Here is a 25780-nt window from a genome sequence, read left to right on the forward strand (position 1 = left end):
GTCAGGTTGAACTTGTCGAACCCATGTTGCATTAATATAAAAAATGAAAACCCTGTATAAGAATACTTCTTTTACAGGGTTTTATTTTTAGAGCGATTTAATAGACACTATCCCGTAAAGTGTGTAAGTTATAAATCGAGGGTTTAGCTTTTTTAAAGTTGAACCCTTTTTTCAAATATAGTTAAAAACTGGTTTAAAATAATGCCCCAGTTCCTAATAGGCATCGACCATTTTTTGGTAGCCTCTCTAAGGGCTAAAAAAGTGGACTTCATAACAGCCTCATCTGTTGGGAATGAGAGCTTGTTTTTAGTGTACTTTCTGATTTTTCCATTAAGGTTTTCAATAAGGTTGGTAGTGTAAATGATTTTTCTAATTTCAACAGGAAATTCATAAAAAGCAGTAAGCTCATCCCAGTTGTCTCTCCAGCTTTTAATAGCATAAGAGTACTTGTGTTCCCATTTCTGAGCAAAGTCCTCTAAAGCAGCTTTTGCTGCGTTTTTGGTGGGTGCATCATAGATATTTTTCATGTCTTTTGTAAATTCCTTCTTGTCTTTCCAAACAACATAGCGACAAGCGTTACGAATCTGATGTACCATGCAAATTTGGGTTTTAGATTCAGGAAAAACATTTTTAATGGTGTCGGTAAAACCGTTAAGATTATCTGTGGCCGTGATAAGCAAATCCTGAACGCCTCTGGCTTTCATATCGGTTAGTACGCTCATCCAAAAGGCTGCCGATTCATTCTTACCCAGCCAAAGTCCTAAGACTGGCTAACACGGTTCGATTTGTGCCAGTGATTTCGGAGTTACTGTGCCGTTGATTTCGGTTTAAATTGTGCCACACGGAAATTGAGTTAGCTAAAAACGGTTTGATTTGTGCCAATGTTTCCGTTTCGATTTGTGCCACTTTAAGAGATCAAGTAATTACCTTATTGCTCTAAAAAGCGATATGGCCAACACACTTGATCCAATGGACCTAAAACAAATTATCAACTTAAAACAAGATGGTTATAGTAACCGTCAAATTGGAGCCACACTTGGCATTTCCCGCAACACTATAAATAGCTATATACACCTATTTAAAGGTAGTGGTTATAGTTTTAAGGAGTTATTAAAGCTAGACAACCACACCCTAGAAAAGCTCTTTACATCTCATACAACCATAAATAACAAACGCTATGATGAATTGATGCTTTATTTTGAAAGTATTAATAAGGCTCGGAACCACCCAGGATTTACTTTTTTGTACCACTACACAGAATATAGTCAAAAGGTTAAAGACCCTTATAGTTACACTCAATTCATGGAGCATTACCATCGTAAATATGCCAAGATCAAGGGATCTATGAAACTTGAACACGAGGCAGGGAAAGAGATGTTCGTGGACTTTGCTGGAAAAAAACTTCAGATAGTAGACAAAATCACAGGCGAGATACTTCCAGTAGAGGTCTTTGTTGCCATCCTCCCTAACAGTCAGTATACCTATGTTGAGGCTTGTATGAGCCAAAAGCGTGAAGATTTTATAAGTTGTTGCGAAAACGCCCTTCATTTCTACGGGGGGAGTACCCAAGGCCATCGTATCAGACAATCTAAAATCAGCCGTTACCAGATCTAGTAGATACGAAGCTCAGGTTAACCGTAGTTTTAAAGACTTTGCCCGCCATTACAACTGCGTGGTCAATCCAACGCGTAGTTACTCCCCTCAAGATAAAGCGCTGGTGGAAAACGCGGTGCATCTAGCTTATCAACGGATTTATTATCCCCTTCGGGAAATGACCTTTTTTTCTTTAGCAGATCTAAACAAAGAGATAAAACTTCTGCTAGAGTGCTACAACAACCTATTATTCCAACGCAAAGAAGCTAGTCGTCTGGAGCTCTTCCAAAGCGTCGAACGAGAGTATCTAAAACCCTTAAGCAGTACACGCTACGAGATAAAAGAATATAGAAGAGCTAAGGTTCAGAAAATAGGCTATATCTATTTTTCACCAGATAAGACTTACTACAGCGTTCCATATCGTTACATTGGCAAGGAAACCACGCTACACTATACCAAAGGCATGGTAGAGGTGTATTATAATCAACAGCGCATAGCTATACACCAACGTAGCGGTTCCAAAGGCGCATACATAACCAACAAGGATCACCTTAGTAGTTCTCATAAACAATACAGCCAGTGGAGTCCGCAATACTTTAAGAACAAGGCAGCTGTCCATGGTAGTTATGTTGCAGCATGTGTCGAGCGGATTATTGCTGCGTTGGATTATCCTGAAACAGGGTATAAAAGAGCTATGGGCGTTATACAACTCCATAAGTCTTATGGCTCCCAAAGGTTAGATAATGCTTGCAAAAGAGCCATACAGGCTGATGCTGTAAGCTACAACAGGATAACCAACATACTGAAGAATAATCTAGATCAAAGCTCCTTATTCCTACAAGAAGAAACAGACCGAGGTTCTCATATCCCCAAGCATGCGAACATCCGTGGGGCATCCAATTATAAGTAAAAACAACACGAAAAAATCACTTAAATTTTATACATATATGAATACAAATCACACCATCGAAAAACTCAGAAAAATGAGATTAACAGCTATGGCTGAACTCCATCACAACCACCTTAGTGATAACCGAATAGAGGGTCTTACGCCAGATCAATATCTAGCATTGCTTACCGATCACCAATGGGAAGACCTTCAGAATAGAAAGATAAAAAGGCTTACAACGCAAGCAGCCTTTAAGCAGGGAGCTACACTTACAGATATTAATTACCTGCACAACAGAAGCTTGGACAGAAATATGTTCGAGCGTTTGGCTACTCTAGATTTTGTACAAAAAAAGGAAAACTTGATTATCACAGGATCCTCTGGAGTGGGTAAAAGTTATATAGCTCAGGCATTGGGACATCAAGCTTGTATGATGAATAAAAGAACCCTATACACAAATACTGCTAGACTGATGAAACGATTAAAACTAAGTAAAGTAGATGGCACTTACCTTAAAGAACTTGCAAAACTATTAAAAGTAGATCTGCTTATCCTTGATGATTTTGGTTTACAGAGCTTCGACAATCAGGACAGAGAGGCGCTTATGGACATAATCGATGAAAGACATGATAAAAAAGCAACGATTGTAGCTTCACAAATACCTGTATCCGCTTGGTACGATATTATCGGCGAAAGCACTATCGCTGATGCGATACTAGATCGTATTGTAAATTCATCGCATAGGAGGGACTGTAAACTATTTTGTGTTTTTGCTGTTAGTTAGTTTAAAAATGATTTTGAAATTCATAGGCAAAAAATTTACTTTTAAATTTTTATTTTATGAACTCAGACTTAGAAAAACAATTAGACGCCTTGATCGGCAAAATCAGCAACAAGGAGGACTTTGACCAGGTCAAGGAACAGTTGCTTAAACGTGGTATTGAATCACTTTTAAAAGCAGAAATGACTGCCCACTTAGGGTTTCAAAAAGGAGGTTCTGTAATTGAGAACAACCAGCGCAATGGTTTCTCAGAGAAAACTATCAAGACTCATAACGGCGAACAACGCATCAAAATCCCCAGAGATCGTCAAGCGAGCTTTGAGCCTGTTATTGTCCCCAAACATCAATCGATTAGTCAAGAATTAGAAGATTGTATTCAACTGCTTTACGCCAAAGGTATGAGCAATAGCGATATTATTGATTTTATTGAAAGTACCTATGGAGTGCAGTATTCCACATCACAGGTATCCATTGTCACCAATCAATTATTGGAAGACATCAAACAATGGCAGAATAGACCTTTAGAAGACGTATATCCCATTGTCTGGATAGATGCTATTCATTATAAAATACGTCAAGAAGGCAAGGTAATATCTAAAGCCTGTATGATAGTTTTAGGGGTGAATACCGAAGGGCAACAAGATATTTTGAGCATGAGTATTGTGGAGACAGAAAAGGCAGCTGCTTGGATGTCCATTTTAGACGATCTGCGCTCTAGAGGCGTAAAAGATATCTTCTTTCTGTGTTCGGATAACCTCTCTGGATTAGATAAAGCTGTAGAAGCTATTTTTCCAGGTAGTATACGTCAAATATGTATCGTACATCAAATTAGAAACTCTTTAAAATATGTGAGCTATAAGGACCGTAAATCAATAATGGTCGATATTAAAGCTATTTATCAAGCCGATAATGAGAAATTCGCTTTAGAGGCTTTCGAAGTCTTTAAACAAAATTGGGAAGATAAATACCTCTCTGCCGTACAGTCTTGGGAAAACAATTGGGATAATTTGACCGCGTTTTTAAACTACCCAAAAGAGATTAGAAAACTTATATATACTACCAATATCATTGAGAGTTTTAATGCCAGTTTAAGAAAATATACACGCAACAAAAAAGTCTTTCCTCATGATGATGCAGCACTGAAATCCATATATTTAGCAGCTCAAAGCATCAGCAAAAAATGGAAGAAAACACGATTTAAATGGGGCCAAATTTACAATCAATTGTATATTTGTTTTCCAAACAGGTTATAATCTATATTATTTTAACCTATGAATTTTGAAATTATTTTTCAAAAACACAAAATTTTGGATAAACTCTTTAACTATTATTGTATGATCTCTTAAAGTGGCACGGTTTGACCGAAATACGTGCCATGGTCACTCCGAAATAGCCACTAAAGATTCTTCAGTCGTTCCTCCTTCTGAATGACACCACCTTTTTAACGCTGTAACCTTGTAACCTTGTAACTTAACTTCTCGACTCCGCTCGAAGACCGTAGATAAAACAATTGAATATTCATTATTGACTATTGATTATTAACCTACTACTGAAACGTGGTCCCAACTTGTCACTCTGAGCTTGTCGAAGAGTCTTCAAAGCTAAAAGTTAAATTGTAGGTATTAGAAGTGATAATTAGTTGTTGGTTACTGGCATAAAGCATACGACCTAAGGCAAAAAACCTTCATGAATCTATGTTTTACAACAAGTTATTGAGCTAAAGATTCTTCAGTCGTTCCTCATTCTGAATGACACCATCTTTTTAACGCTGTAACCTTGTAACCTTGTAACTTAACTTCTCGACTCCGCTCGAAGACCGTAGATAAAACAATTGAATATTCATTATTGACTATTGATTATTAACCCACACTGAAACTATGCACTACGGTGTCACACTTAGCTTGTTGAAGGGCGAAGCTAAATAAGCAAGACAACTTCAATTTATTCTAGCCTTCGGCATAAAACATACAGCATATTGCCTAAAGCCTACGCCCCATACATTTTATTACGTAATTCCTTTATTTTAGGATCCTGCATATAATCATCCCAAGTGGTGTAGCGGTCTATTACACCGTTTGGCGTTAACTCAACCACTCTATTTGCTACTGTTTGTGCAAACTCATGATCATGCGTAGTAAATAGTATCGTTCCTTTAAAGTTTTTTAATGAGTTATTAAAAGCCGTTATACTTTCAAGATCTAAGTGGTTTGTTGGCTCATCAAGTTGTAACACGTTAGCACGCATCATCATCATTCTAGAAAGCATACATCTTACTTTTTCACCACCCGAAAGTACCGACGATTTTTTAAAGGCTTCTTCGCCACTAAAAATCATTTTTCCTAAGAAACCACGAATATTAACTTCTTCGCGCTCTTCCTCGGTTTTTGCCCACTGACGTAACCAATCAATTAAGGTTAAGTCGTTTTCAAAAAACTCACTATTATCTAAAGGTAAATATGATTGTGTAGTCGTAACACCCCACATGAATTTACCGGTATCGGCTTTTTCTTTATCATTTAAAATCTGATAGAATGCTGTAGTAGCTCTCGAATCACGTGAAAACACCACCACTTTATCGCCTTTGGCTAAGTTTAAATCGATGTCTTTGAAGAGCACTTCACCATCCATAGATGCTGCAAGGCCTTCAACATTTAAAATTTGATCGCCTGCTTCTCTTTCGCGCTCAAAAATAATAGCAGGATACCTTCTGCTGGTGCGTCTAATATCAGCTACATTTAATTTATCAATCATTTTCTTTCTACTGGTAGCTTGTTTACTTTTTGCTACGTTGGCAGAAAAACGACGAATAAATTCTTCTAATTCTTTCTTTTTCTCTTCCGCTTTTTTGTTTTGCTGAGCATGCTGTCTTGCTGCTAATTGCGAAGACTCATACCAGAAAGTATAGTTTCCTGAGTAGTGATTAATTTTTCCGAAGTCAATATCCGAAATATGTGTACACACCGCATCTAAAAAGTGTCTATCGTGCGAAACCACAATCACACAATTATCATAATTAGCCAAGAAATTTTCTAACCACGATATGGTTTCGTAATCCAAGTCGTTGGTAGGCTCATCCATAATAAGCACATCTGGATTTCCAAATAAGGCCTGCGCCAATAACACACGTACTTTTTGTTTACCATCTAAATCGGCCATCATGGTATAATGCAAATCTTCCTTAATATCTAGGTTAGATAGCATTGAAGCCGCATTACTATCGGCGTTCCAGCCATCCATTTCTTCAAATTGCACCTGTAACTCACCAATTTTCTCGGCGTTTTCATCGGTGTAATCGGCATAAAGGGCATCAATTTGAGATTTGATTTTAAACAAAGGCTTATTCCCCATCAAAACCGTTTCTAAAACCGTATGCTCATCATATAAACTATGGTCTTGTTCAAATACCGACATACGCTTTCCTGACTCTAGCGAGACATGCCCAGATGTTGGCTCCATTTTCCCAGAAAGAATCTTCAAAAAAGTAGATTTCCCGGCCCCGTTGGCTCCAATAATACCATAGCAATTTCCATTGTTAAAGGAAGTATTTACTTCATCGAAAAGCACACGTTTTCCAAATTGGACAGAAAGATTTGATACTGATAGCATAATTTATATTAAAATTTTTGCAAAAGTAGAAAAATGAATTGGGAAGACGAAACTTAAGTCTGGCTATTTTAAACCATATAACCAATTAAAAAAGCTTCTAAATTTGTAGGAAAAACAACTTTTAACAGCCTCTTAACAGCCGAATCCCATAACAACGTATACATTTGTTCATCCAAAGATACGCTATCATATTTATGAGAATTAACTTTTCGATTGTAGTTTTACTATTTACCTTTTATAGCTGTAATCAAAACAGTGCTAACGAGAAAAATAGTTATGCTTATATTGGTGGTGAAATTATTAACCCCAACACCAACTACGTTGTTCTGTCTAAAGATCAAAAAGTGATAGACACTGTAAAATTAAATGGCGTTAACCGATTTCTTTACAAATTAGATTCACTTTCTCCGGGAATTTACACCTTTAAGCACGGTATTGAAACTCAAATGGTTTTATTAGAACCTAGAGATAGTGTCTTGTTTCGATTAAACACCTTAGACTTCGATGAATCTTTAGTTTTTACAGGTAAAGGTGACAAGAAAAACAACTATTTGATTAATGATTTTCTGGAGCACGAAAAAGAAGAAAAATACATTTTTAAACTTTGCCAACTCTCACCCGATGTTTATGAGCAAAAGATCGACTCTATAAAAACTGAAAAGGATAACCTTTTAGCAAGTTTTATAAATCGATATCAACCTTCTCCTTTATTTATTAAAATAGCTGAAGCCAATAACAAATACAGTTATTACTCCAATAAAGAGGTGTATCCATTCGCGCACCACGGGAAAAACAAAATGAAAAATCTTAAAAGTTTACCTGAAGATTTTTATAACTACCGAAAAACCATCAATTACAACGATACTTTTTTTAGCGACTACCACAATTACCGTACGTTTTTAAAGCATAACATTAGTAATTTAGCGCTTAATAAACACGCGAAACATAACGAACAAAAATCGCGTAAACAACATGCCTTTTGCTATAATTACGAGCGCCTAAAATTGATTGACTGTTTGGTTTCGGATAACAGCATTAAGGATGACTTACTTTATCACTTTACCTTAAAATACTTATCGAAACACGATGACGAATCTTACAATAGAAAGGTTTTAGATTTTTACTTAAATAATAGTAGTAATGCGTCTGAAAAGGAGCGAATGACCAAATATGCTAATTCCATTCATAAGTTAAAAAATGGTTCGCAATTACCTCTTGTTGAACTGGTTGATTACAACCATGAAGCTATAGAACTTAACACGCTTATTAGCACCCTTACCGTAATTACCTTTTGGTCTAACGTATATTATCAGCATTTCAAAGACAGCCATTACAAGATAAAAGAATTGGAACTTAAATATCCCGAAGTGGATTTCATTACTATAAATATCGATGATTATGGTTTAGAAAAAGCCAATAAACTTTTGAATAGTTTTAATTTTAATCATGAGCATGAATACCAATTCCAAGACTCTAAATTAGCTTCAGAAAAATTAATCATCTACCCGATTACTAAATCTATTATTGTTGATAAGAACAAAAAAATAATAGATAGTAATGCGAATATATTCTCTTATAAATTTGAAGATGATATTCTAGGACTTATCAATAGATAATCTAATAATATATCGTTTTTAATTAGAGACCAGAAATGCCAAAAAGTTGTTTTAGCGGATCTCGGTTTGGGTGTATTTCTGGCGTGTCTTTTACCAAATGACATAACCTTTAAGTCAAAAAACGCTAAAGTTATATAGTAATAATCAATTACCTATAAGAAAATTAGCGGACTTGAATACCATAATTTCACCAAGTGAAAATTATCACAAACAAACATCCGCTAACTTTAAATTAAAAAATTAGGTTAGACTAATAATTTTATACTAAACGGGAAAGCGTTTATTATTTTTTTATAAACTTTAAGACAGCTCCCTTCTCAAATTTCAAAAAATACAAACCATTATTTAGGCTTCTAATATCAATTTCATTGTTACCTGTAATTCCACTTATTATTTCTTGGCCTAAAGCATTTAATATGCTATAATTTTCAGAAACCGCCATATTAGAAATTGTAATAAATTCTGAAGCAGGGTTAGGAAATATTGATATTTTATTGTCCTTATTAAACGCTTCAGCCCCTAAAGCATTATCACTAATACTTACACTAAAAGATAGATCCATTAAAGATGAGACTTTAGAATTAACCCAGGCTGTGCCACTAGTGTATGGATTGGGATATCCTAAGAAATAATTTAGATTAGTAGAAACCTGAAACGAATATTGATTATTTGCTAATAAGAGAACACTACCTGTAATATTAAAAACAATTGGATTATCAATGTTGGTAACAACGATTTCTGGATAAATTTGCGTATAAATTGGGGTTCCCGAATTCGTATTCCCATCATAAATATTTAAAGTTCCAGATTTTAAAGTTCCTATTTCTGAAGCATAGATTTGAAAACTAGCTAAAGTTCCATCACACTCGGCTGTAAAACTTTGACCTATAACTGAGGGGATTATATTAGACGAAAATTGTTCGGTTATGTGTGCTACGGCACATTGAGAATAAGTTACTTTTAAGGTTAGTAAAGTAATACCTAGAATTAGTAATTTTTGTTTCATTGTTTTGTATTTTTAATGTTTGCCAACTCCTCCTATACAAAACAAAATTTGGTTTATCCAGATGAAAAAGGTTATAATAATTTATTAAGATGCTAAATATATGCCTTTCACATTTACTAAAGGGTTAGATTACATTTTAAATAAGATTTTTCGATAACCTGTAATAATTATTTTTTGACAAAGTAAACATAAAACGAAACACGTCTTACAACAAAACAGTTTGGAAAGTCTCTAACAGCATGTAAAAATCAATCACCCGTAGACAAAATTAAAGATTCTAATATCACAGAAGAACCTTCAATTACTCCAGTAAAAACAGATACACCTTATTCTGATGTATTAGAAGCTACTCCTGTAAGTTCCGATAAAGCTGTCGTGCATTTTGAAGCGGCTCTAGAAGCTGCAAATGTTAACAATATGCCTTTAGCTTTTGAAGAATTTTTAGAAGCGGCAAAGGAAGGCCATATTTATGCCCAATACAATACCGTTGCCAGCAATCCCCCATAGAAACCCAAAAACTCCTCAGTACGTAAGCTAACGTAAAATTTGTAAATTACTATTCTAATATTTAGCTCTTTGCAAGGCCGTTTTTCAAAGTGTTGCTGCTTTATGTAAGCACGTGCGCAATCCTGGTTAGAATGTTTGCCATCAGTACATTGGCGACCACGCTTTCTGTGTGGATCCCGTTCAGAATAATCTCTTTGCCTAAAGCACATTCTCTTAGAGCTTTTTAAATTTAAGTTTTATGGATGATAAAATCACACTAGATGTAATCAACAAAAATGCTGCTGGAATTGACATAGGTAGCCGGAGTCATTGGGTAGCCGTAGGGCAGCAAGATTCTCAAATTAAAGAGTTTGGTGTCTACAATGAAAATCTTTATCAATTAGCCGATTGGCTTGATGGACACGGAATTAAAACTATTGCTATGGAAAGTACTGGTAATTACTGGCAAAATTTACATGCCGTGCTAGTTTCTAGAGGCTTTGAAGTGACCTTATGTAATGGTAAGTTTACCAAGAATATTAAAGGCAAAAAAACAGATGTAAAAGATTGTCAATGGATACAAAAACTAAACAGCTTAGGTCTTTTATCTTCCAGTTTTCTACCAGATGAGGACACAGAAATTCTTAGAACTTTTACACGACACAGACATAATCTTATTAAGCAAGCGGCTTCGGCAACTAAAAAAATGCAAAAATACCTCAGACTTATGAATATTAGACTGGATGTTGTTGTTAAAGATGTTGTAGGGCTTACAGGTCTTAAAATCATAAAAGCTATAGCGTTAGGTGAATCTGACCCTAATAAACTTGCTAGTCTAAGACATTACAATTGTAAAAAAAGTGAAGAAGAAATTGCTAAAGCATTACACAGTAATGGACGTAAAGATTTTTTATACGCTCTAAAAGATGAATTAGAGACTTATGAATTTATTCAAAAAAAAATCAGAGAATGTGATGATCAAATAGCTGCTAAACTAGATGAAATTATAGGTAAAGACCCTGAAAAAGCCGAACATTATATTGATAAAAAACCTTACAAAAGACTCAATAAAAACACGCCTAAAAATATTGATATCAATTTAAAATCATACCAAATGTTCAAGGGCATAGATTTAATGAGCATAGAGGGAATGAGTTATAATACTGTCCTAGCTATAATGAGTGAAGTTGGGTATGATGGTATTAAAAAATTTAAAACTGCTAAACATTTTACATCTTGGCTCAGACTAGCTCCTAATAACAAAGTAAGCGGTGGAAAAGTTCTGTCTAGTAAAATTGGTAAAGGCAGTAGCCGATTAAAAATAGCGCTAAGAAATGCGGCAAATTCTATTGGTAATCTAAAAGACAGTACGCCTCTTAGAGATTTTTTTCATAGAATCAATTTTAGAAAAGGAAGAGTATCTGCTATTACAGTAACTGCAAGAAAATTAGCAGTAATTATTTGGAATATGATTGTAAAGGGGGTTGCATACCATAACCCAGAGGGTTATCTTTACCTTGACCAAAAAAGAAAACTCGGACTCGTAAAAAGAATGCGCAAGCAAATTGATAAATATGGACTCACAAATCAAGATTTACAACTACCTGAAATACAGTGATTTAATTTTACGTTAGTCAGAATACGCAAAAAAATTGCGAAAACCACATTTTGTACATATATTTGTACTTAATAAAATACAATATTATGCAAATAACAACTGTTTCTGATTTCAGAAAAGATATTAAAAGCTACTTGGACAGAGTTGTGAAGAACTTTGATACTTTGATAATAAATCGTGGAAAAGATTCTGGAATTGTGGTTATGTCATTGCAAGAATACAATTCTTTAATGGCTACAAATCACGAACTTTCCTCACGAAAGAATGAGTTAAGGTTAGATTCTGCAATTGACAAGCTAAAAAACGGAACTACTTTTAGCAAAGACCTAATCGAAAGTTAAAATGAAGTATATATTCGTTGACGAGTCTTGGGAAGATTATCTGTATTGGCAAAAAACGGACAAAAAAAAGTTGAAGAAAATAAATGAACTTCTCAAAGACATCGCTAGAAACCCTTTTGACGGAGTTGGAAAACCCGAACCGCTAAAGCATAAATACGCAGGATTTTGGTCACGACGAATTGACAGCGAACATAGACTGATTTATCAATATAGAGAAGATGAAATATTGATTGCAAAATGCAGATTTCATTACGACTGAAAAAAGTACTGCTGGCAACAAGGTGTATAATTAATGGCTAGTTCGAGCTTGCTTACGAATATTCCTGCGGAATATTCTATTCGGTTTTTATTTGTTAAATTCGATGCTTAATCACGCCACAAATCATACACGACACCGGTATGATGTACGAGCAAGGGCTTGGCTTTGATAAAAATGCCGAACAAGGAAATTCGGCAGCACAATTTAATCTTGGTGTGTGTTACGAAAATGGCATAGGCACTGCTAAAGATTTCAGTAAAGCCAACAAATGGTATCGAAAAGCATCTGAACAAGGAGACGGCTTAGCTATTGGAAACCTAGACATGTTATATATTCGCGGTCAAGGTGTTAAAGTGAATAAGGTTGCAGGCATTGCCCTTTTACTCATGTCGTCCATGATGGATACCTCGCCGCAAAATCAAGCACGAAAAAATATTTCATCTACTCAAGGTTTAACCCCAGAGATGGTTTCGGAAGCTCAAGCCCTTTCTGCTGAAATGAATGAGACCAATAATATTTTAGAACCACTTGACAATTATTTAAATATTTAAAGATAGCCTATTAACTTTTACTTTTCTTCAAAGGGCAAATTACATAGTTCGATGTAAATCATAACATAAAATTTTAATTATAAACGAGTTATAAAGTAACAACTTACAATACATACTTAAAAAAAGTTGCAAAACAATCTGTGTATATATTAAAATTATAAGTAAATTGAATCGTTAATTTTCACTTATAAATATATAGATATGAAATGGAAAGGTAAAAGACAAAGCTCTAATGTTGAAGATCGCAGAGGTCAAGGCGGCGGTTCTAGTCGTGGATTTGGAGGGTTTAACCCCATGCTTTTAGGCCCTTTAATTAGGCTCTTATTCTCTAAAACAGGCTTAATTATTGTTGGTATTTTTCTAATAGGATCCTTTCTAACTGGTCACAACCCTATAAGTATTATAAGTCAGTTTTTTACAGGAGGCCCTGTACAAACTGAAAATTCGGCACCATACCAAGGCACCGAAAAAGAAAATGAACTCGCTGCCTTTAGTGCTACAATTTTAGCCAATACCGAAGATGTTTGGAATGCCCAATTAGAAAATTATCGCAACCCTACCCTCGTGCTTTTTACAGGTTCTGTTGCTTCTGCCTGCGGATCGGCTTCGAGCGCTACGGGCCCTTTTTATTGTCCGGGTGATGAAAAATTATATCTCGATCTAAGTTTTTTTAGTGATATGGAACGGCAACTTCATGCCCCAGGCGATTTTGCACAGGCTTATGTTATTGCCCATGAGGTAGGACACCACATTCAAAAAATCATGGGGATTACAGAAAAAGTTGATCGCTTACGCGGACAATTAAGTAAGACTGAATACAATAAGTACTCGGTTAGATTAGAGCTTCAAGCCGATTTTCTTGCAGGGGTTTGGGCTCATCACTCTCAAGAAATGACACAAATTATGGAAGCAGGCGATTTGGAAGAAGCGTTAAATGCTGCAAATGCCATTGGTGACGATCGCTTACAGAAAAATGCCTCAGGACATGTGGTTCCCGACTCTTTTACTCATGGTACCTCAGCCCAGCGTATGCGTTGGTTTAAAAAAGGCTTTGATACAGGCGACCTTTCTCAGGGCGATACTTTTAATGCGAATCCATTGTAGTCTGAAGGCATTAGTTAGTAGACAGTAAGCATTATGCTATAGGCTTTAAGCGGCAGGCATATGGCTTATAACTTAAAACCAAACCCATTATCTTCTTTTTAGTTTTACTATCTTAGTTCTGAATATTAACCACTTAAGGCACATCTCATAGAAACAAACCATGTAAAACCTGCTTGTTTTATGAAAAACCTTTAGTAAACCGCAATAACCAACCCTCACAATACATGAAAAAACACAATAAACTCTCTGAATTAGCTTCCACTGCTATTTGTGGTAATGACATCAGCTCTTCGGTATTATATGTTTCAGCATTAGCCATTGCTTTTGCAGGACAATATGCTTGGATTACTCTACTAATTGTTTCACTGGTTCTGTTTTTATTCAGGAAAATTTATGGCGAAGTGGTTGGCGCTTTACCCTTAAACGGCGGGGCATATAATGCATTATTGAATACAACTAGCAAATCTGTAGCCTCCTTTGCCGCTACATTAACCTTATTATCTTATATGGCTACAGCAGTCATCTCTGCTAATGAAGCTATACATTATTTACACCACCTCATCCCTGCTATTCCCATTATTATAGCCACTATTGTATTACTTAGCTTTTTTGCGCTATTAACTATTGGAGGCGTTTCCGAATCGGCTAAAGTAGCCATAGGGATATTTCTTTTTCACTTAGGGTCTTTTATTTTGTTAAGCGGTTTTATAGTATTTTTTTTAGTAAATAATGGTTTCGGATTATTTTTTGAAAACTGGCATTTACCCACTACTGGAGGAAGCATTACCAATGCCATTTTTCTTGGTTTTGCAGCTTCTATGCTCGGGGTTTCTGGTTTTGAAAGTTCGGCAAATTTTGTAGAAGAACAGAAAAAAGGCGTATTTCCAAAAACTCTAAAAAATATGTGGATTGTAGTGAGTGTTATCAATCCGCTTACAGCAATTTTTGCATTAGCTTTATTCACCTTACCTGTATTACAAAGTGATGCTTACCAAAATACCCTATTAATAGAAATGGCCTCCTATGTAGGTGGCGATTGGTTAGCTATTTTAATTGGCGTCGATGCTTTTTTAGTATTAAGTGGTGCTGTACTTACCAGTTTCGTTGGCGTTTCTGGTTTATTAGAACGTATGGCTTTAGATCGAATTTTACCTCAGTTTTTTTTAAAGAAAAACAAAAAAGGAAGCTCATACCGTATCATTTTAATCTTTCTACTTTTAACCGTTTCGGTGTTATTAATTACCAAAGGCAACGTTAAACTGCTAGCAGGCGTTTATACGATTTCATTTTTATCGGTGATGGCGCTATTTGGCATTGGAAACATTCTACTTAAAGTAAAAAGAAACCGTTTACCTCGCCCCGAAAAAGCCAGTTGGGGTGCTATTATATTTGCCATTACAGCTGTATTAGTTGCGCTAATAGGTAACATTATTATGAAACCTGCAGAAGGTGTACCTAGTAATCTATCGGTATTCCTTGAGTATTTTATACCTTCTATTTTGTTTATCATTGTTATGTTAAACAGAACAGCATTGCTAAAATTTGTATTAAAACTTATCCATTCGATATTCGATCCTTTTAGAAACTTTGTCTTTAAATCTGACAAAAAAATCCTATCCCTAATACATAATATTAACTCCCAGGAGTTTGTCTATTTTACAAAAAACGATGATGTTGCTACACTTAACAAAGTCTTACTTTACATCCAGAAAAACGAACACACTAAGAAGATTAAAGTGGTAACCGCTACCGGAAATGGCAATGAGATAAACGACCAATTTAGGAATGACATCCGTGTAGTAGACCGAGAATATCCCGCTATTAGTATCGAATTTATTGAAATTGACGATCGTTTTGGACCAGAACTCATCAATAGACTGTCGAAAGAATGGGGAATTCCAATCAACTTTATGTTTATTGGCTCTCCAGGAGATCATTTTCCTTATAAAGTGGAAGAATTAGGAGGTGTTCGATTGATTATTTAGTTTTTAAGAATAAGGCCATTTGAAAAAGTTACAATTATTGTCATATTGAGCTTGTCGAAATATCTTAAAGCAGGAATTAACCATAAGGGTTTCGACAGGCTCAACCTGACAAATACAATACTAAAAGGCTTTTTGAAAAGCCTCAATATCTGTTTTTACAATACTATAGACTTCCTAAAAGTTCGGCCATTTTTTGGGCACGTGCTTTAACTTCTTCTTCCGTCCATGATAATTTGATTAAGCAGGAAATATTACGGGCTATAATCGCATCGGAAGCTTCGAAGGTTTTATTTTCCAATTCTTGTAAGCCATTTTTAATTTCTTGAGACAGCGGAAACAATGATTTTTGCTGCGTTAAATGCTGCCATCTTCTCACATAGTGCCAGTTATTATCGAAATAATGGAAACACCCATCGATGCCATTTTCTTTAAACAAAGCCATGGCTTTTTGTGTGGTTTCCAAATCTTTTAAGAAGAAACTTAAAAAGGAATAGTTTTCTACACCACCCTGAGGTACCGTTCGGAAGGTAAGTCCGGAAACGCTTTTTAAGGCTTCTTTTATGATGTTGAAGTTTCGTTCTTGAATGTTTAAAATTTCAGGAAGGCGTTTAACCTGAGCCAAACCTACAGCGGCATGAAGCTCTGAAATTCTGTAGTTGTAGCCTAAAAACGGATGTGTTTCGGCGCCTCTATCATTTCCAACATGATCGTGACCATGATCGCTATAATGATCGGCGTTAACATAATAGTCTTCATTATTGGTTATAACGGCTCCGCCTTCGCCACAGGTAATGGTTTTTACAAAATCGAATGAAAAACACCCTAAGTCGCCAATACTGCCTAACGGTTTATTATTAAAAGTGGCTCCTATAGCTTGGCAAGCATCTTCGATAAGTATAAGGTTATTCGTTTTACATATATCTAGAATGGCTTGCATATGGGCCATACCACCACACATTTGTACTACCATAATACATTTCGTATTTGGGGTAAGTGCCTTTTTTATGGCTTTGGGATCGAGGCCTAATGTGTCATCGATATCAACAAGAACTGGTGTTGCTCCTACTTGCATGACAGCTTCGAAACTGGCCACAAAAGTAAAGGTTGGCAAAATAACCTCATCGCCTGCCCCAATTCCTGCTGATGCTAAGGCTACCGACAAGGCTGCGGTTCCGCTGGAAACAAGTTGCACGTGATTGGTTTGAAGCGTCGTTTGTAAAGCGGTTTCTAGTTCCTTAGCTTTCCAATGGCCATTACGCATGCCATCGAATCCGTAGCGCATAAGCACGCCATTGTCTAATACATCATTTACTTCTTTTCGTTCTAAATCTCCAAATAATTCGAATCCTGGCATAATTTTATTTAATTCTTAAAGGTTTGTTTGTAAAGTACGGTGCGTTGCGTTAGGGATGGAGGCCTTGTGGAGCTCTTTTTGTGTGGCCTGCCTGCCCTTAGGTAGGCAGGCCACACAAAAAAGCGACGGCCGAGAGCCCGACCCTTGTGGTAACGCCCTAATCATTTATAGTTCTATTACAGCCTCATTTAGTGGGCGTCTTACTTTTTTAAAAGTTGAAAACATATCGTCGTCGGCGCGATAACCAATAGGTAACAGAAGTACCGATTTTAAACCTTGCTTTTCGAGGTCTAAAATGCGATCGTATTCTTGAGGTATGAAACCTTCCATAGGGCAAGAATCTATACCTTCAACGGCACATACGGTCATTAAATTCCCTAAGGCGATATAGGCTTGATTGGCCGACCATTGAAGTCGTTCTGCTATGGTTTTATTGGACATCATATTGACCAAACTCTCACGGTAAGGTTTTAAAATGGTTTCTGAAGTTTGGCGAATGCCTTTGATATTTTTATAATAATTTTCGATATCGGTGGTGGTAATATCACTTTGCACACATATTACTAATAAATGTGATGCTTCTACAACCTGTTTTTGATTGAATGAAGCCTTTAGAAGTGATTGACGTGTTTCCTGCTCTTTTACAACCACTAATTTAATGGTTTGCAACCCATAAGATGTTGCTGTTAAATTGAAAGCTTGCTTAATGAGGTTTAATTTTTCTTCGGAAAGCTTTTTTTCAACATTAAATTTTTTAGTAGCATATCGCCATTTTAGCTGCTTAATCGTATCCATTTTGGGTTTAATAATTTGAGCAAAAATAAGATATGCTCATGGTATTTTACCATATTAAAGCGAAAAAATAAAGTTGAGATCCTGCCAGAAAAAATATTTTTAAAAAAAATGATTTTTTGTTTGATAGAATTGAAAAAGGTTTCTATATTTGCACCCGCATTCAGGGAATACCTGATGAGACACTTGGAGAAATGGCAGAGTGGTCGAATGCGGCAGTCTTGAAAACTGTTGAGGGTCACACCTCCGGGGGTTCGAATCCCTCTTTCTCCGCTGAGTTTTTTTTTAAACTCCCTTCAAAACCTTGCAAAACGTTGTTCTGCAAGGTTTTTTCATTTTCAAATGTTTCACTTTTTTTGGATCAGTCCTAAAAGTTGGGGACTAGACATAAATTGTACACCCCCTTGGCTTCCTAAAACAAAAAAACTTACATACTTAAGTTTTATTTAGGATACAATTTCTAGATATAGTCCCACCTAGTATTTTAAAAATTTAATTAGCAATATTTGTTTATACTCATTTAGCTTTTTAAAAGTATTATAATTTCCCACCAACACCTTTAAACTTCTCGACAAAAGCAGCAATCTTTTGGAAGACACTTTGTTTTTTAGTTAGGTACTGCGGGTTTAATGGACTCATTTTAGGTAATATTGAATTAAGCTCTGTACCGTTTTCGCTAGCATATTCCCGTTTTAATGAGGTTGTTATATAGCGTTTCGCGGCATCTTCATTAAGCTTTTCTTCTTCAATTAAAGCTGTGGCTTCTCTTTTTTGCTTTTTTTGGGCATAGTTAAAAAACGCATCGATAATCGTTGCTTTTTCATCGATAGTATCTAAATCTGTGTCGTTTATAAAATCTACAACCAAACTTTCCTTTGCTCTATTACCTACACTGGCACGAATTACACGTCTGATTTCTTCTACTAAATCTTCTTTATTTTTAGATTTCTTATTGTTCTCGAAAATTAACTCTATAATATAATCTAGGTTAATTTCCTGTGATTTCAATAGGTCTATTTCGAAAACCACATCATCCCAATCTATACCAGATTCTTCGGCTTCTTTACCATCTCTTTCTCGTTTTAACCAATCACGGATATCATTATAGGTAGAGCGGTAATCTTGAATGGTGCGTTCTGCAGGTAACTCGATTTTTTTCATCACTTCTATTTCTTCATCTGAAACAAAGTGTGTGTCTTTAAATGCTTCTATAGATTCTGGGTCGTCTTTGTCTACAGATTGAAAAGCTTTAAGATTTGTAAATTCATCGTAATTTTGAAGTATGTTTTCTACGCGTAAATATTCCCCAAAGAGTTTAGAAAATTCTTTTTTATCCTTTTCTGTTACAATTTCATCTGGATTTGGGAACTTTTCTTTTAATTCTTCTATAACTTCTACATACCCCCTACGTGCTTTACCAGAGGCAATATCTGTAAATCCTTCTAAATATTCTTTATAGCTTTTTTCTAACACCACATCTCTTGTGTTGCTATCACCAAAAAGTGTAATGGCATCAATAGTGGCTTGTTCTAAATCTCTAAAGGTTACAATATTCCCAAAGGTTTTTGTGGCATTGTATATACGATTAGTACGTGAAAAGGCTTGCATTAAGCCGTGATAGCGCAAGTTTTTATCTACAAACAAGGTATTTAAAGTCGGTGCATCAAAACCTGTTAAAAACATCCCAACGACAATTAGTAAATCGACTTCTTTATTTTTAACCTTTTTTGCAAGGTCACGGTAATAATCTTGAAAGCCTTTGCTATCAATACCGTAATTCATTTTGAAAGCAGCGTTATAATCCTCTATAGCTTTTGTTAAAAACTCTTTAGCACTCACATCCATTGCGCTAGGCTCAAAAGTTTCATCTTGTATTTCGCCAATTGCGCCTTGTTCTTCGTTAGCGGCAAAAGAAAAAATGGTTGCTATTTTTAGTGGTTTTTCACTGTCTTTTTGAAGTTTAGTTAATTCTTCATAATAACACTTTGCTGCATCTACACTACTAACCGCAAACATGGCGTTAAACCCATTATTTGTTCCTTTTGTACGGTGTGTTTTTTGGCGGTAATGGTTTAAAATATATTGCGATATTTCTTTAATTCTTGTAGGATGTAGTAAAGCTCTTTTATTTTCTGCAGCCGATAATTTTTTTAAGTCTTGTTCGGTTTCAACCCCTTTAAACTTTGGGCGTACATCGTTATAATCTACCTTAAACTTTAATACTTTTTCGTCTCTAATAGCATCTGTAATGACGTATGAATGCAGTTCTCTACCAAAAACGCTTGCTGTAGTTTCTGCACCTAAAGCATTTTCGGGAAATATAGGTGTACCTGTAAAACCAAACTGATAGAATTTTTTAAACTTCTTTTTTAAGTTTTTTTGAGCTTCACCAAATTGCGAGCGGTGGGCTTCATCAAAAATAAATACGACTTGTTTTTTATAAATCTCTAAGTCGTTTTCACCTTTCATTAAATTATTCAATTTCTGAATGGTGGTTACAATAATCTTATTATCTGTTTTGTCTATATTTCTTTTAAGACCTGCTGTACTATCGGAACCATTTACACTATCTGGCGAAAAGCGTTGGTATTCTTTCATAGTTTGAAAATCTAAATCTTTTCTATCTACCACAAAAAACACCTTATCTACAAAGTCTAATTTTGTTGCTAAACGTGCTGCCTTAAAACTGGTTAAGGTTTTCCCCGAGCCTGTGGTATGCCAAATAAAACCACCACTTTCTGTTGTTGCCCAATTTTTAGAATTAAATGAGCTTTTTATTTTCCATAAAATACGTTCTGTTGCAGCAATTTGGTATGGTCGCATTATCAATAGCGTATTACTTACATCAAACACCGAATAGGTAAGCAATACGTTTAAGAGTGTGCGTTTGTCAAAAAACGTTGTTGTAAAGTCTTTTAAATCTTTTATTAATGAATTGTCTGACTTTGCCCAATTCATGGTAAAATCGAAGCTATTTTTATTGCGCTCTACGGTATTGGCAAAATAGCGGCTGTCTGTACCGTTAGAAATTACAAATATTTGTAAGTATTTAAACAATGAGTTTGTAGCATTAAAACTCTCTTTGGTATAGCGATGTACTTGATTAAAAGCTTCGCGAATAGCAACCCCTCGTTTTTTCACTTCTACCTGAACTAATGGCAAACCATTAACTAAAATGGTAACATCGTACCTATTGGCGTGTGTGCCTGTTTGTTCGAACTGAGAAATAACTTGTACTTTATTACGTACCACATTCTTTTTATCGACTAAATAAATATTTTGAATATGGCCATCGTCGAACACAAAATCGTGGATATAATTATCGTGTAATTTTCTTGTTTTGTCTACTAAGTTATCGCTTGGTTTATCTAGATATTCTACTACAAAACGTGCCCATTCTTTATCTGAAAAGGTCATAGCGTTAAGATGCTGCAACTGCTCTCGTACATTAGCCAACATGGTTGATGGAGTGGTTAAGCTTTTAACATACTCGTACCCCTGATTTATTAAATCTTGCACCAACTCTTTTTCTAAATCTGCCTCTGTTTGGTGGCCTGCAGATGGCTCATTTAGTATATTGAATTTGGTATAGTTATTTAAAACAATAAAGTTGTTACTTTCTGCTATGGTTTTGTAATTCATAGTGGCTAGGTTTTAGTGATTAGGTTTTAGTGATTTTTGGAGCGCGTTAAGCATTTTTCCTACTTCCTGAATTAGGTTTATAGCCGTTTCTATATCTAAATTAGTTAGATACGTGACTTTTACACAAAGTAAAAGTTGAGTTTCTAATTCTGCTTTTGAACCTTTTGCAATGGCTAGAAACTGTATAAATTCTTTTGTTGAATTTCTTCCTTGTCCTTCGGCTATATTACTTGGAATAGAAATAGCCGACCGCCTAATTTGGTCACTTAAAGCAAAACGTTCTTCTTTAGGAAGTTTTTTTACCAGCCTATATACTTCGGTGACAAGCTCCATTGCCCTTTGCCAAACAATTAAATCTTTAAAATCTTTTATCATTTTTTTTCTTTCTTTTCACTAACCACTAACCACTAAAAACTAACCTCTAACCACTAACCACTAACCACTAACCACTAAAAACTAAGCAATTTGCTGCGGTAATACTCGTATTGTTTTTTACGCAGTTCTATTTCTTTTGGTAAACCTTCGCTTATGGATGTGGTAAGAGTATCGAATTTATCTAAGATATTTACGATGCGTTGCTTTTCCTCTAAGGAAGGATTTGGGATTTTTATGCTGTTTAGATTTCTCTTATTTAATTTTGGTTGTGCTGCTCCAGAAATATATGGGGACAAATCAATACTATTCAAATAATATTCTACAAATCTACGTTCACCATATGTGTCAAATTTTAATACGTGAGCGTGATTATTAACCCAATTTTTACCACTTATACTGAATGCAATTGGTGTTTTCCTAACTGTTAAATTAGCACCATCTTCTGATATTAATAAAAAGTCTCCATCAAAAATATAATCTTTAACATAGTCGACTATCCCTGAGGCTCCGTAATAAGGAATATCACCTGATTCTCTTAAGCCACTTGCTATTGGTTTTCTCTTTGAGTCTAAATTTTCAGCTAAATTATCTAAACTTTCAAACTCAATCCTCTCATCAAAAGTTAGTAATTGTTCACGGTAGTATTCGTACTGTTTTTTACGTGCAGTAAGTTCGGTAGTAAGTTCGGTAGTAAGTTCGGTAAAGGTATCTAAAATACGAACTATTTCTTTTTGGATTTTTAGGGATTTTTCCGGGTTATCTGGGCATGGGATTGGAAATTTTTTATTAGCGTAATTACTAATCCATTGACGCTTATGATCTCCATCAACCAAATCACTTTGTAATGTATTCATCCAATGAAAAATATATCTTAACAACCCTTTAGATTCGTCTCTTGATGTAATCATCTTCATCGCAGATGATTTCACTTTAAAATCAAAGTCAACCCATTTATTAGCAGTAGTAAAATCATCAAAAATAATAACAGGCTTTTCTGCCCCTTTATATATACCATCAGTTTCATCTGTATAACCAAGAATAAAAGTTTTACCTGCTGTTAAAACGGGAGTATTAAAACTATCTTGATATTCTTTAGTTTTTACACGATATTTTGTTGGTTGTTCATAATCAGTATAGTCTCCCAACGCTTTCCACTCCACTTCAACACCTTCCAATAATTTATCTAACGTACTCATTTTTTACGGCTTTGTTTTTTGGCTGTTTTTTCTAGGGCAGCAATGGTTTTTAAATAGTCTTTTTCTACACCACTAAGGGTTTTGGCTTTGTAGGCCTTGTACTCTTGCAGGGCTTTTTCTTTGGCTTTGGTGCTGGAAATTTTTCCTGCATCACCCAATACGTTACGCCCTGTAGAGGCTAGAATATTATCCAATTCTTTTACGTAGTCTGCCATACGCATTTCACGTTCTTCTATGGCGTTTAGCTCGGCTAAATCGAAATAAGCCGCTACCAAATTGTTAAGCACTTTTAGTTCTTTTTCTTCTAAAAAGTTTTTGGCAACCATGGCTTCGGCTTGGGTGGGTTGGTCGCCTTTAAAATTGGTTAAGCCTGCAAAGGGTTTATTGCTATCTACCCTTAAAAACACCACTTCGCTAGCTGTATTACCATGTGCCGCATAGTGCAATTTGTTTTGTACAATTTTAAAAAAGGTAACACTTTGCTCGCTTTTAGGATTGTAATCGGTAGCGGTAGCGTATAAGTCTAATACCTGGCGGTACATCACTTTTTCGCTGGAGCGTATATCGCGAATACGGTTTAATAACTCTTTCCAATAATTACCACCTCCTATATTTTTAAGACGCTCATCGTCCATGGTAAAGCCTTTAACAATGTATTCTTTTAATCGTTGGGTTGCCCAAATTCTAAAATTTGTAGCAATTGTACTTTTTACCCGATACCCTACAGAAATAATCATGTCTAAATTGTAGTATTCTAATTCTCTAGAAACCTCACGATTTCCTTCTTTACGAACTGTCAAGGATTTCTTGACAGTTGCTTCTGGGGTGAGTTCGTTTTCTTGGTAAATATTTTGAATATGAAGGCTTATATTCTGTTTTGTGGTTTGAAAAAGCTCCGCCATTAGTTGTTGGGTAAGCCAAACATCTTCATTCTCAATCTTTACCGAAATATTAGCACCTCCATTGGCACTTTTGTAAATAATAATATCACTGCTTTGCTTACTCATGCTTCAATTTCCTTTACAATTTTATCAATATCGGCACGTAGTTGGTCTATCTTTTTTACTGTAATAGCGACTTCTTTATTCAGTTCTGTAATATTTATTTTTTCTCTATTGTCTTTCGCTTCTACATAACTACTTACTGAAAGGTTATAATCGTTTTCGGCTATTTTAGCATTGTCTATGGTCGTGGCAATGTGTGCTACTTCTTCTCTAGTATCGAACATTTGCATAATCTGTTCGATATGGTTATCGTATAGCACATTATTATTGGTTTCTTTTTTAAAGAAATCTTCACCACTTACATCTATAAACTGGGTTTTGGTATCGGTTTTACTTTTAGAAAGCACTAAGATGTTTACTGCTATAGATGTACCAAAAAACAGGTTAGGTGCTAGCGAGATAACCGTTTCTACATAGTTATTATCTACTAAATACTTTCTTATTTTTTGCTCTGCGCCACCACGGTAAAAAATACCTGGAAAACACACCAAGGCTGCTCTACCTTTACTAGATAGGTAACTTAAAGCATGTAATACAAAAGCAAAATCTGCTTTAGATTTTGGGGCTAATACACCTGCAGGTGCAAAACGGTCGTCGTTAATAAGTGTAGGGTCGTCGCTACCTTTCCATTTTACAGAATATGGCGGATTAGATACAATGGCATCAAAAGGCTTATCATCGCCTAATTGTGGGTTTTCTAACGTATCTCCTAACACGATATGAAACTTGTCGTAATTCACATTATGTAAAAACATATTCATACGCGCCAAGTTATAGGTAGTATGGTTTATTTCTTGTCCGTAAAATCCATCTTCAATAATATGGCTATCGAAATGTTTTTTAGCTTGCAAGAGCAAAGAACCAGAACCTGCTGCAGGGTCGTAAATTTTATTGACTTTGTCCTGCTTGTGCATGGCTAATTGTGCAATTAACCGAGATACACTTTGCGGCGTAAAAAACTCACCACCAGATTTTCCTGCGTTGGCTGCATAATTAGAGATTAGAAACTCATAGGCATCACCAAATAGGTCTATCTGGTTATCCTCGAACTTACCAAGATTTAAACTTTCTACGCCCTTTAAAACTTTTGCTAAACGGCTGTTTTTATTTTCTACGGTATTCCCTAAACGGTTACTTGTGGTATCAAAATCGGCAAATAAACCTTTAATATCATCTTCTGAGGGGTAACCATTTGCTGAACTTTCTATAGCTGAGAATATGGCAGCTAAATCTGTGTTTAGATTTTCGTTATCGTTAGCACCATTGGCAATGTTTACAAACAACTGGCTTGGATAGATAAAGTAGCCTTTTGTTTTTATGGCATCCTCTTTTATTTCTGGTGTAATGATAGCGTCTGATATGCTTGCATAGTTAATGCTTTCATCTCCAGCTTCAATATAATTGCTAAAATTCTCACTGATGAAACGGTAGAATAGGGTTCCTAATACGAAGTGTTTAAAATCCCATCCATCTACTGAACCACGAACATCGTTGGCTATTTTCCAAATTTGATTATGTAATTCGGCTCTTTGGTTGTTGCTTGTCATTTATATTTTATAATTAATTTATTATTCAGTGTACA

General features: G+C 35.4%; 21 protein-coding genes, 1 tRNA gene and 1 pseudogene. 13 read left to right on the top strand and 10 right to left on the bottom strand.

Annotated elements, in window-relative coordinates; translation table 11 throughout:
• Positions 1-152 precede the first annotated feature (152 nt).
• Positions 153-767, bottom strand: a pseudogene (locus tag C1A40_RS17730) (IS256 family transposase); the annotation flags it as partial.
• 181 nt (positions 768-948) lie between these two features.
• Between C1A40_RS17730 and C1A40_RS18610 the strand changes: the two are divergent.
• The 4 genes from C1A40_RS18610 to C1A40_RS17745 are packed head-to-tail and all read left to right on the top strand — an operon-like array spanning position 949 to position 4516.
• Positions 949-1614, top strand: a complete 666-nt coding sequence (locus C1A40_RS18610; RefSeq protein WP_241910450.1) for a helix-turn-helix domain-containing protein — start codon at positions 949-951, stop codon at positions 1612-1614.
• A 58-nt stretch (positions 1615-1672) separates the two neighbouring features.
• Entirely contained in the window at positions 1673-2503 is an 831-nt protein-coding gene (locus tag C1A40_RS18615; protein WP_241910428.1) for a Mu transposase domain-containing protein, read from the top strand.
• Between the two features lie 37 nt (positions 2504-2540).
• Positions 2541-3266 carry an IS21-like element helper ATPase IstB gene (gene istB / locus C1A40_RS17740; protein ID WP_102997041.1) on the top strand — a complete coding sequence of 242 codons (726 nt, stop codon included), beginning with the start codon at positions 2541-2543 and terminating at the stop codon, positions 3264-3266.
• A gap of 56 nt (positions 3267-3322) precedes the next feature.
• Positions 3323-4516: an IS256 family transposase gene (locus tag C1A40_RS17745; RefSeq protein WP_102997042.1), complete on the top strand. Its 1194-nt coding sequence runs from the start codon at positions 3323-3325 to the stop codon at positions 4514-4516.
• 733 nt (positions 4517-5249) lie between these two features.
• Here the strand turns inward: C1A40_RS17745 and C1A40_RS17750 are convergent.
• Positions 5250-6869 (bottom strand): ABC-F family ATP-binding cassette domain-containing protein, encoded by a 1620-nt coding sequence (locus C1A40_RS17750; protein ID WP_102997043.1) that lies wholly within the window; start codon positions 6867-6869, stop codon positions 5250-5252.
• 194 nt (positions 6870-7063) lie between these two features.
• Between C1A40_RS17750 and C1A40_RS17755 the strand changes: the two genes are divergently transcribed.
• Positions 7064-8485: a TlpA family protein disulfide reductase gene (locus C1A40_RS17755; protein WP_102997044.1), complete on the top strand. Its 1422-nt coding sequence runs from the start codon at positions 7064-7066 to the stop codon at positions 8483-8485.
• A gap of 283 nt (positions 8486-8768) precedes the next feature.
• Here the strand turns inward: C1A40_RS17755 and C1A40_RS17760 are convergent, their stop codons facing one another.
• Positions 8769-9491: a T9SS type A sorting domain-containing protein gene (locus tag C1A40_RS17760; protein ID WP_102997045.1), complete on the bottom strand. Its 723-nt coding sequence runs from the start codon at positions 9489-9491 to the stop codon at positions 8769-8771.
• A gap of 375 nt (positions 9492-9866) precedes the next feature.
• On the opposite strand from C1A40_RS17760, the gene C1A40_RS18690 reads away from it, so the two are divergent.
• The 7 genes from C1A40_RS18690 (at position 9867) to C1A40_RS17790 (ending at position 15835) form a co-directional block, all read left to right on the top strand.
• Positions 9867-9998 (top strand): hypothetical protein, encoded by a 132-nt coding sequence (locus C1A40_RS18690; RefSeq protein WP_277871382.1) that lies wholly within the window; start codon positions 9867-9869, stop codon positions 9996-9998.
• A 238-nt stretch (positions 9999-10236) separates the two neighbouring features.
• Positions 10237-11595 carry an IS110 family RNA-guided transposase gene (locus C1A40_RS17765; protein ID WP_102997046.1) on the top strand — a complete coding sequence of 453 codons (1359 nt, stop codon included), beginning with the start codon at positions 10237-10239 and terminating at the stop codon, positions 11593-11595.
• 86 nt (positions 11596-11681) lie between these two features.
• Positions 11682-11936 (top strand): type II toxin-antitoxin system Phd/YefM family antitoxin, encoded by a 255-nt coding sequence (locus C1A40_RS17770; protein ID WP_102997047.1) that lies wholly within the window; start codon positions 11682-11684, stop codon positions 11934-11936.
• Between the two features lies 1 nt (position 11937).
• Positions 11938-12195, top strand: a complete 258-nt coding sequence (locus C1A40_RS17775; protein ID WP_068602076.1) for a Txe/YoeB family addiction module toxin — start codon at positions 11938-11940, stop codon at positions 12193-12195.
• 140 nt (positions 12196-12335) lie between these two features.
• Positions 12336-12746, top strand: coding sequence for a tetratricopeptide repeat protein (locus C1A40_RS17780; RefSeq protein ID WP_102997048.1), 411 nt, complete (start codon positions 12336-12338; stop codon positions 12744-12746).
• 201 nt (positions 12747-12947) lie between these two features.
• On the top strand, positions 12948-13850 hold the full coding sequence (gene ypfJ / locus C1A40_RS17785) for a KPN_02809 family neutral zinc metallopeptidase (RefSeq protein ID WP_102997049.1): 903 nt from the start codon (positions 12948-12950) through the stop codon (positions 13848-13850).
• A 224-nt stretch (positions 13851-14074) separates the two neighbouring features.
• Positions 14075-15835, top strand: a complete 1761-nt coding sequence (locus tag C1A40_RS17790; protein ID WP_102997050.1) for an APC family permease — start codon at positions 14075-14077, stop codon at positions 15833-15835.
• Between the two features lie 163 nt (positions 15836-15998).
• Here the strand turns inward: C1A40_RS17790 and C1A40_RS17795 are convergent, their stop codons facing one another.
• Entirely contained in the window at positions 15999-17189 is a 1191-nt protein-coding gene (locus tag C1A40_RS17795) for a DegT/DnrJ/EryC1/StrS family aminotransferase (RefSeq protein WP_102997051.1), read from the bottom strand.
• A 165-nt stretch (positions 17190-17354) separates the two neighbouring features.
• Positions 17355-17984: an NAD(P)H-dependent oxidoreductase gene (locus C1A40_RS17800; RefSeq protein WP_102997052.1), complete on the bottom strand. Its 630-nt coding sequence runs from the start codon at positions 17982-17984 to the stop codon at positions 17355-17357.
• Positions 17985-18169: 185 nt separating this feature from the next.
• On the opposite strand from C1A40_RS17800, the gene C1A40_RS17805 reads away from it, so the two are divergent.
• Positions 18170-18254, top strand: a tRNA-Ser gene (locus tag C1A40_RS17805).
• A gap of 264 nt (positions 18255-18518) precedes the next feature.
• Here the strand turns inward: C1A40_RS17805 and C1A40_RS17810 are convergent.
• From C1A40_RS17810 to C1A40_RS17830, 5 genes are all read right to left on the bottom strand, one after another.
• On the bottom strand, positions 18519-21623 hold the full coding sequence (locus C1A40_RS17810; protein WP_102997053.1) for a type I restriction endonuclease subunit R: 3105 nt from the start codon (positions 21621-21623) through the stop codon (positions 18519-18521).
• Between the two features lie 12 nt (positions 21624-21635).
• Complete coding sequence (locus tag C1A40_RS17815) at positions 21636-21998, bottom strand: four helix bundle protein (protein ID WP_102997054.1); 363 nt, start codon at positions 21996-21998, stop codon at positions 21636-21638.
• A gap of 74 nt (positions 21999-22072) precedes the next feature.
• Entirely contained in the window at positions 22073-23194 is a 1122-nt protein-coding gene (locus tag C1A40_RS17820) for a restriction endonuclease subunit S (protein WP_102997055.1), read from the bottom strand.
• Positions 23191-24201, bottom strand: a complete 1011-nt coding sequence (locus tag C1A40_RS17825) for a virulence RhuM family protein (protein ID WP_102997056.1) — start codon at positions 24199-24201, stop codon at positions 23191-23193. The genes C1A40_RS17820 and C1A40_RS17825 overlap by 4 nt, the downstream gene beginning before the upstream one ends.
• The gene (locus tag C1A40_RS17830; RefSeq protein WP_102997057.1) at positions 24198-25745 is read right to left on the bottom strand and encodes a type I restriction-modification system subunit M; all 1548 of its coding nucleotides are present in this window, start codon (positions 25743-25745) and stop codon (positions 24198-24200) included. Before C1A40_RS17830 ends, C1A40_RS17825 begins: the two co-directional genes overlap by 4 nt.
• Between the last annotated feature and the right edge of the window lie 35 nt (positions 25746-25780).

Source organism: Tamlana carrageenivorans, from assembly GCF_002893765.1.
Lineage (GTDB): Bacteria > Bacteroidota > Bacteroidia > Flavobacteriales > Flavobacteriaceae > Pseudotamlana > Pseudotamlana carrageenivorans.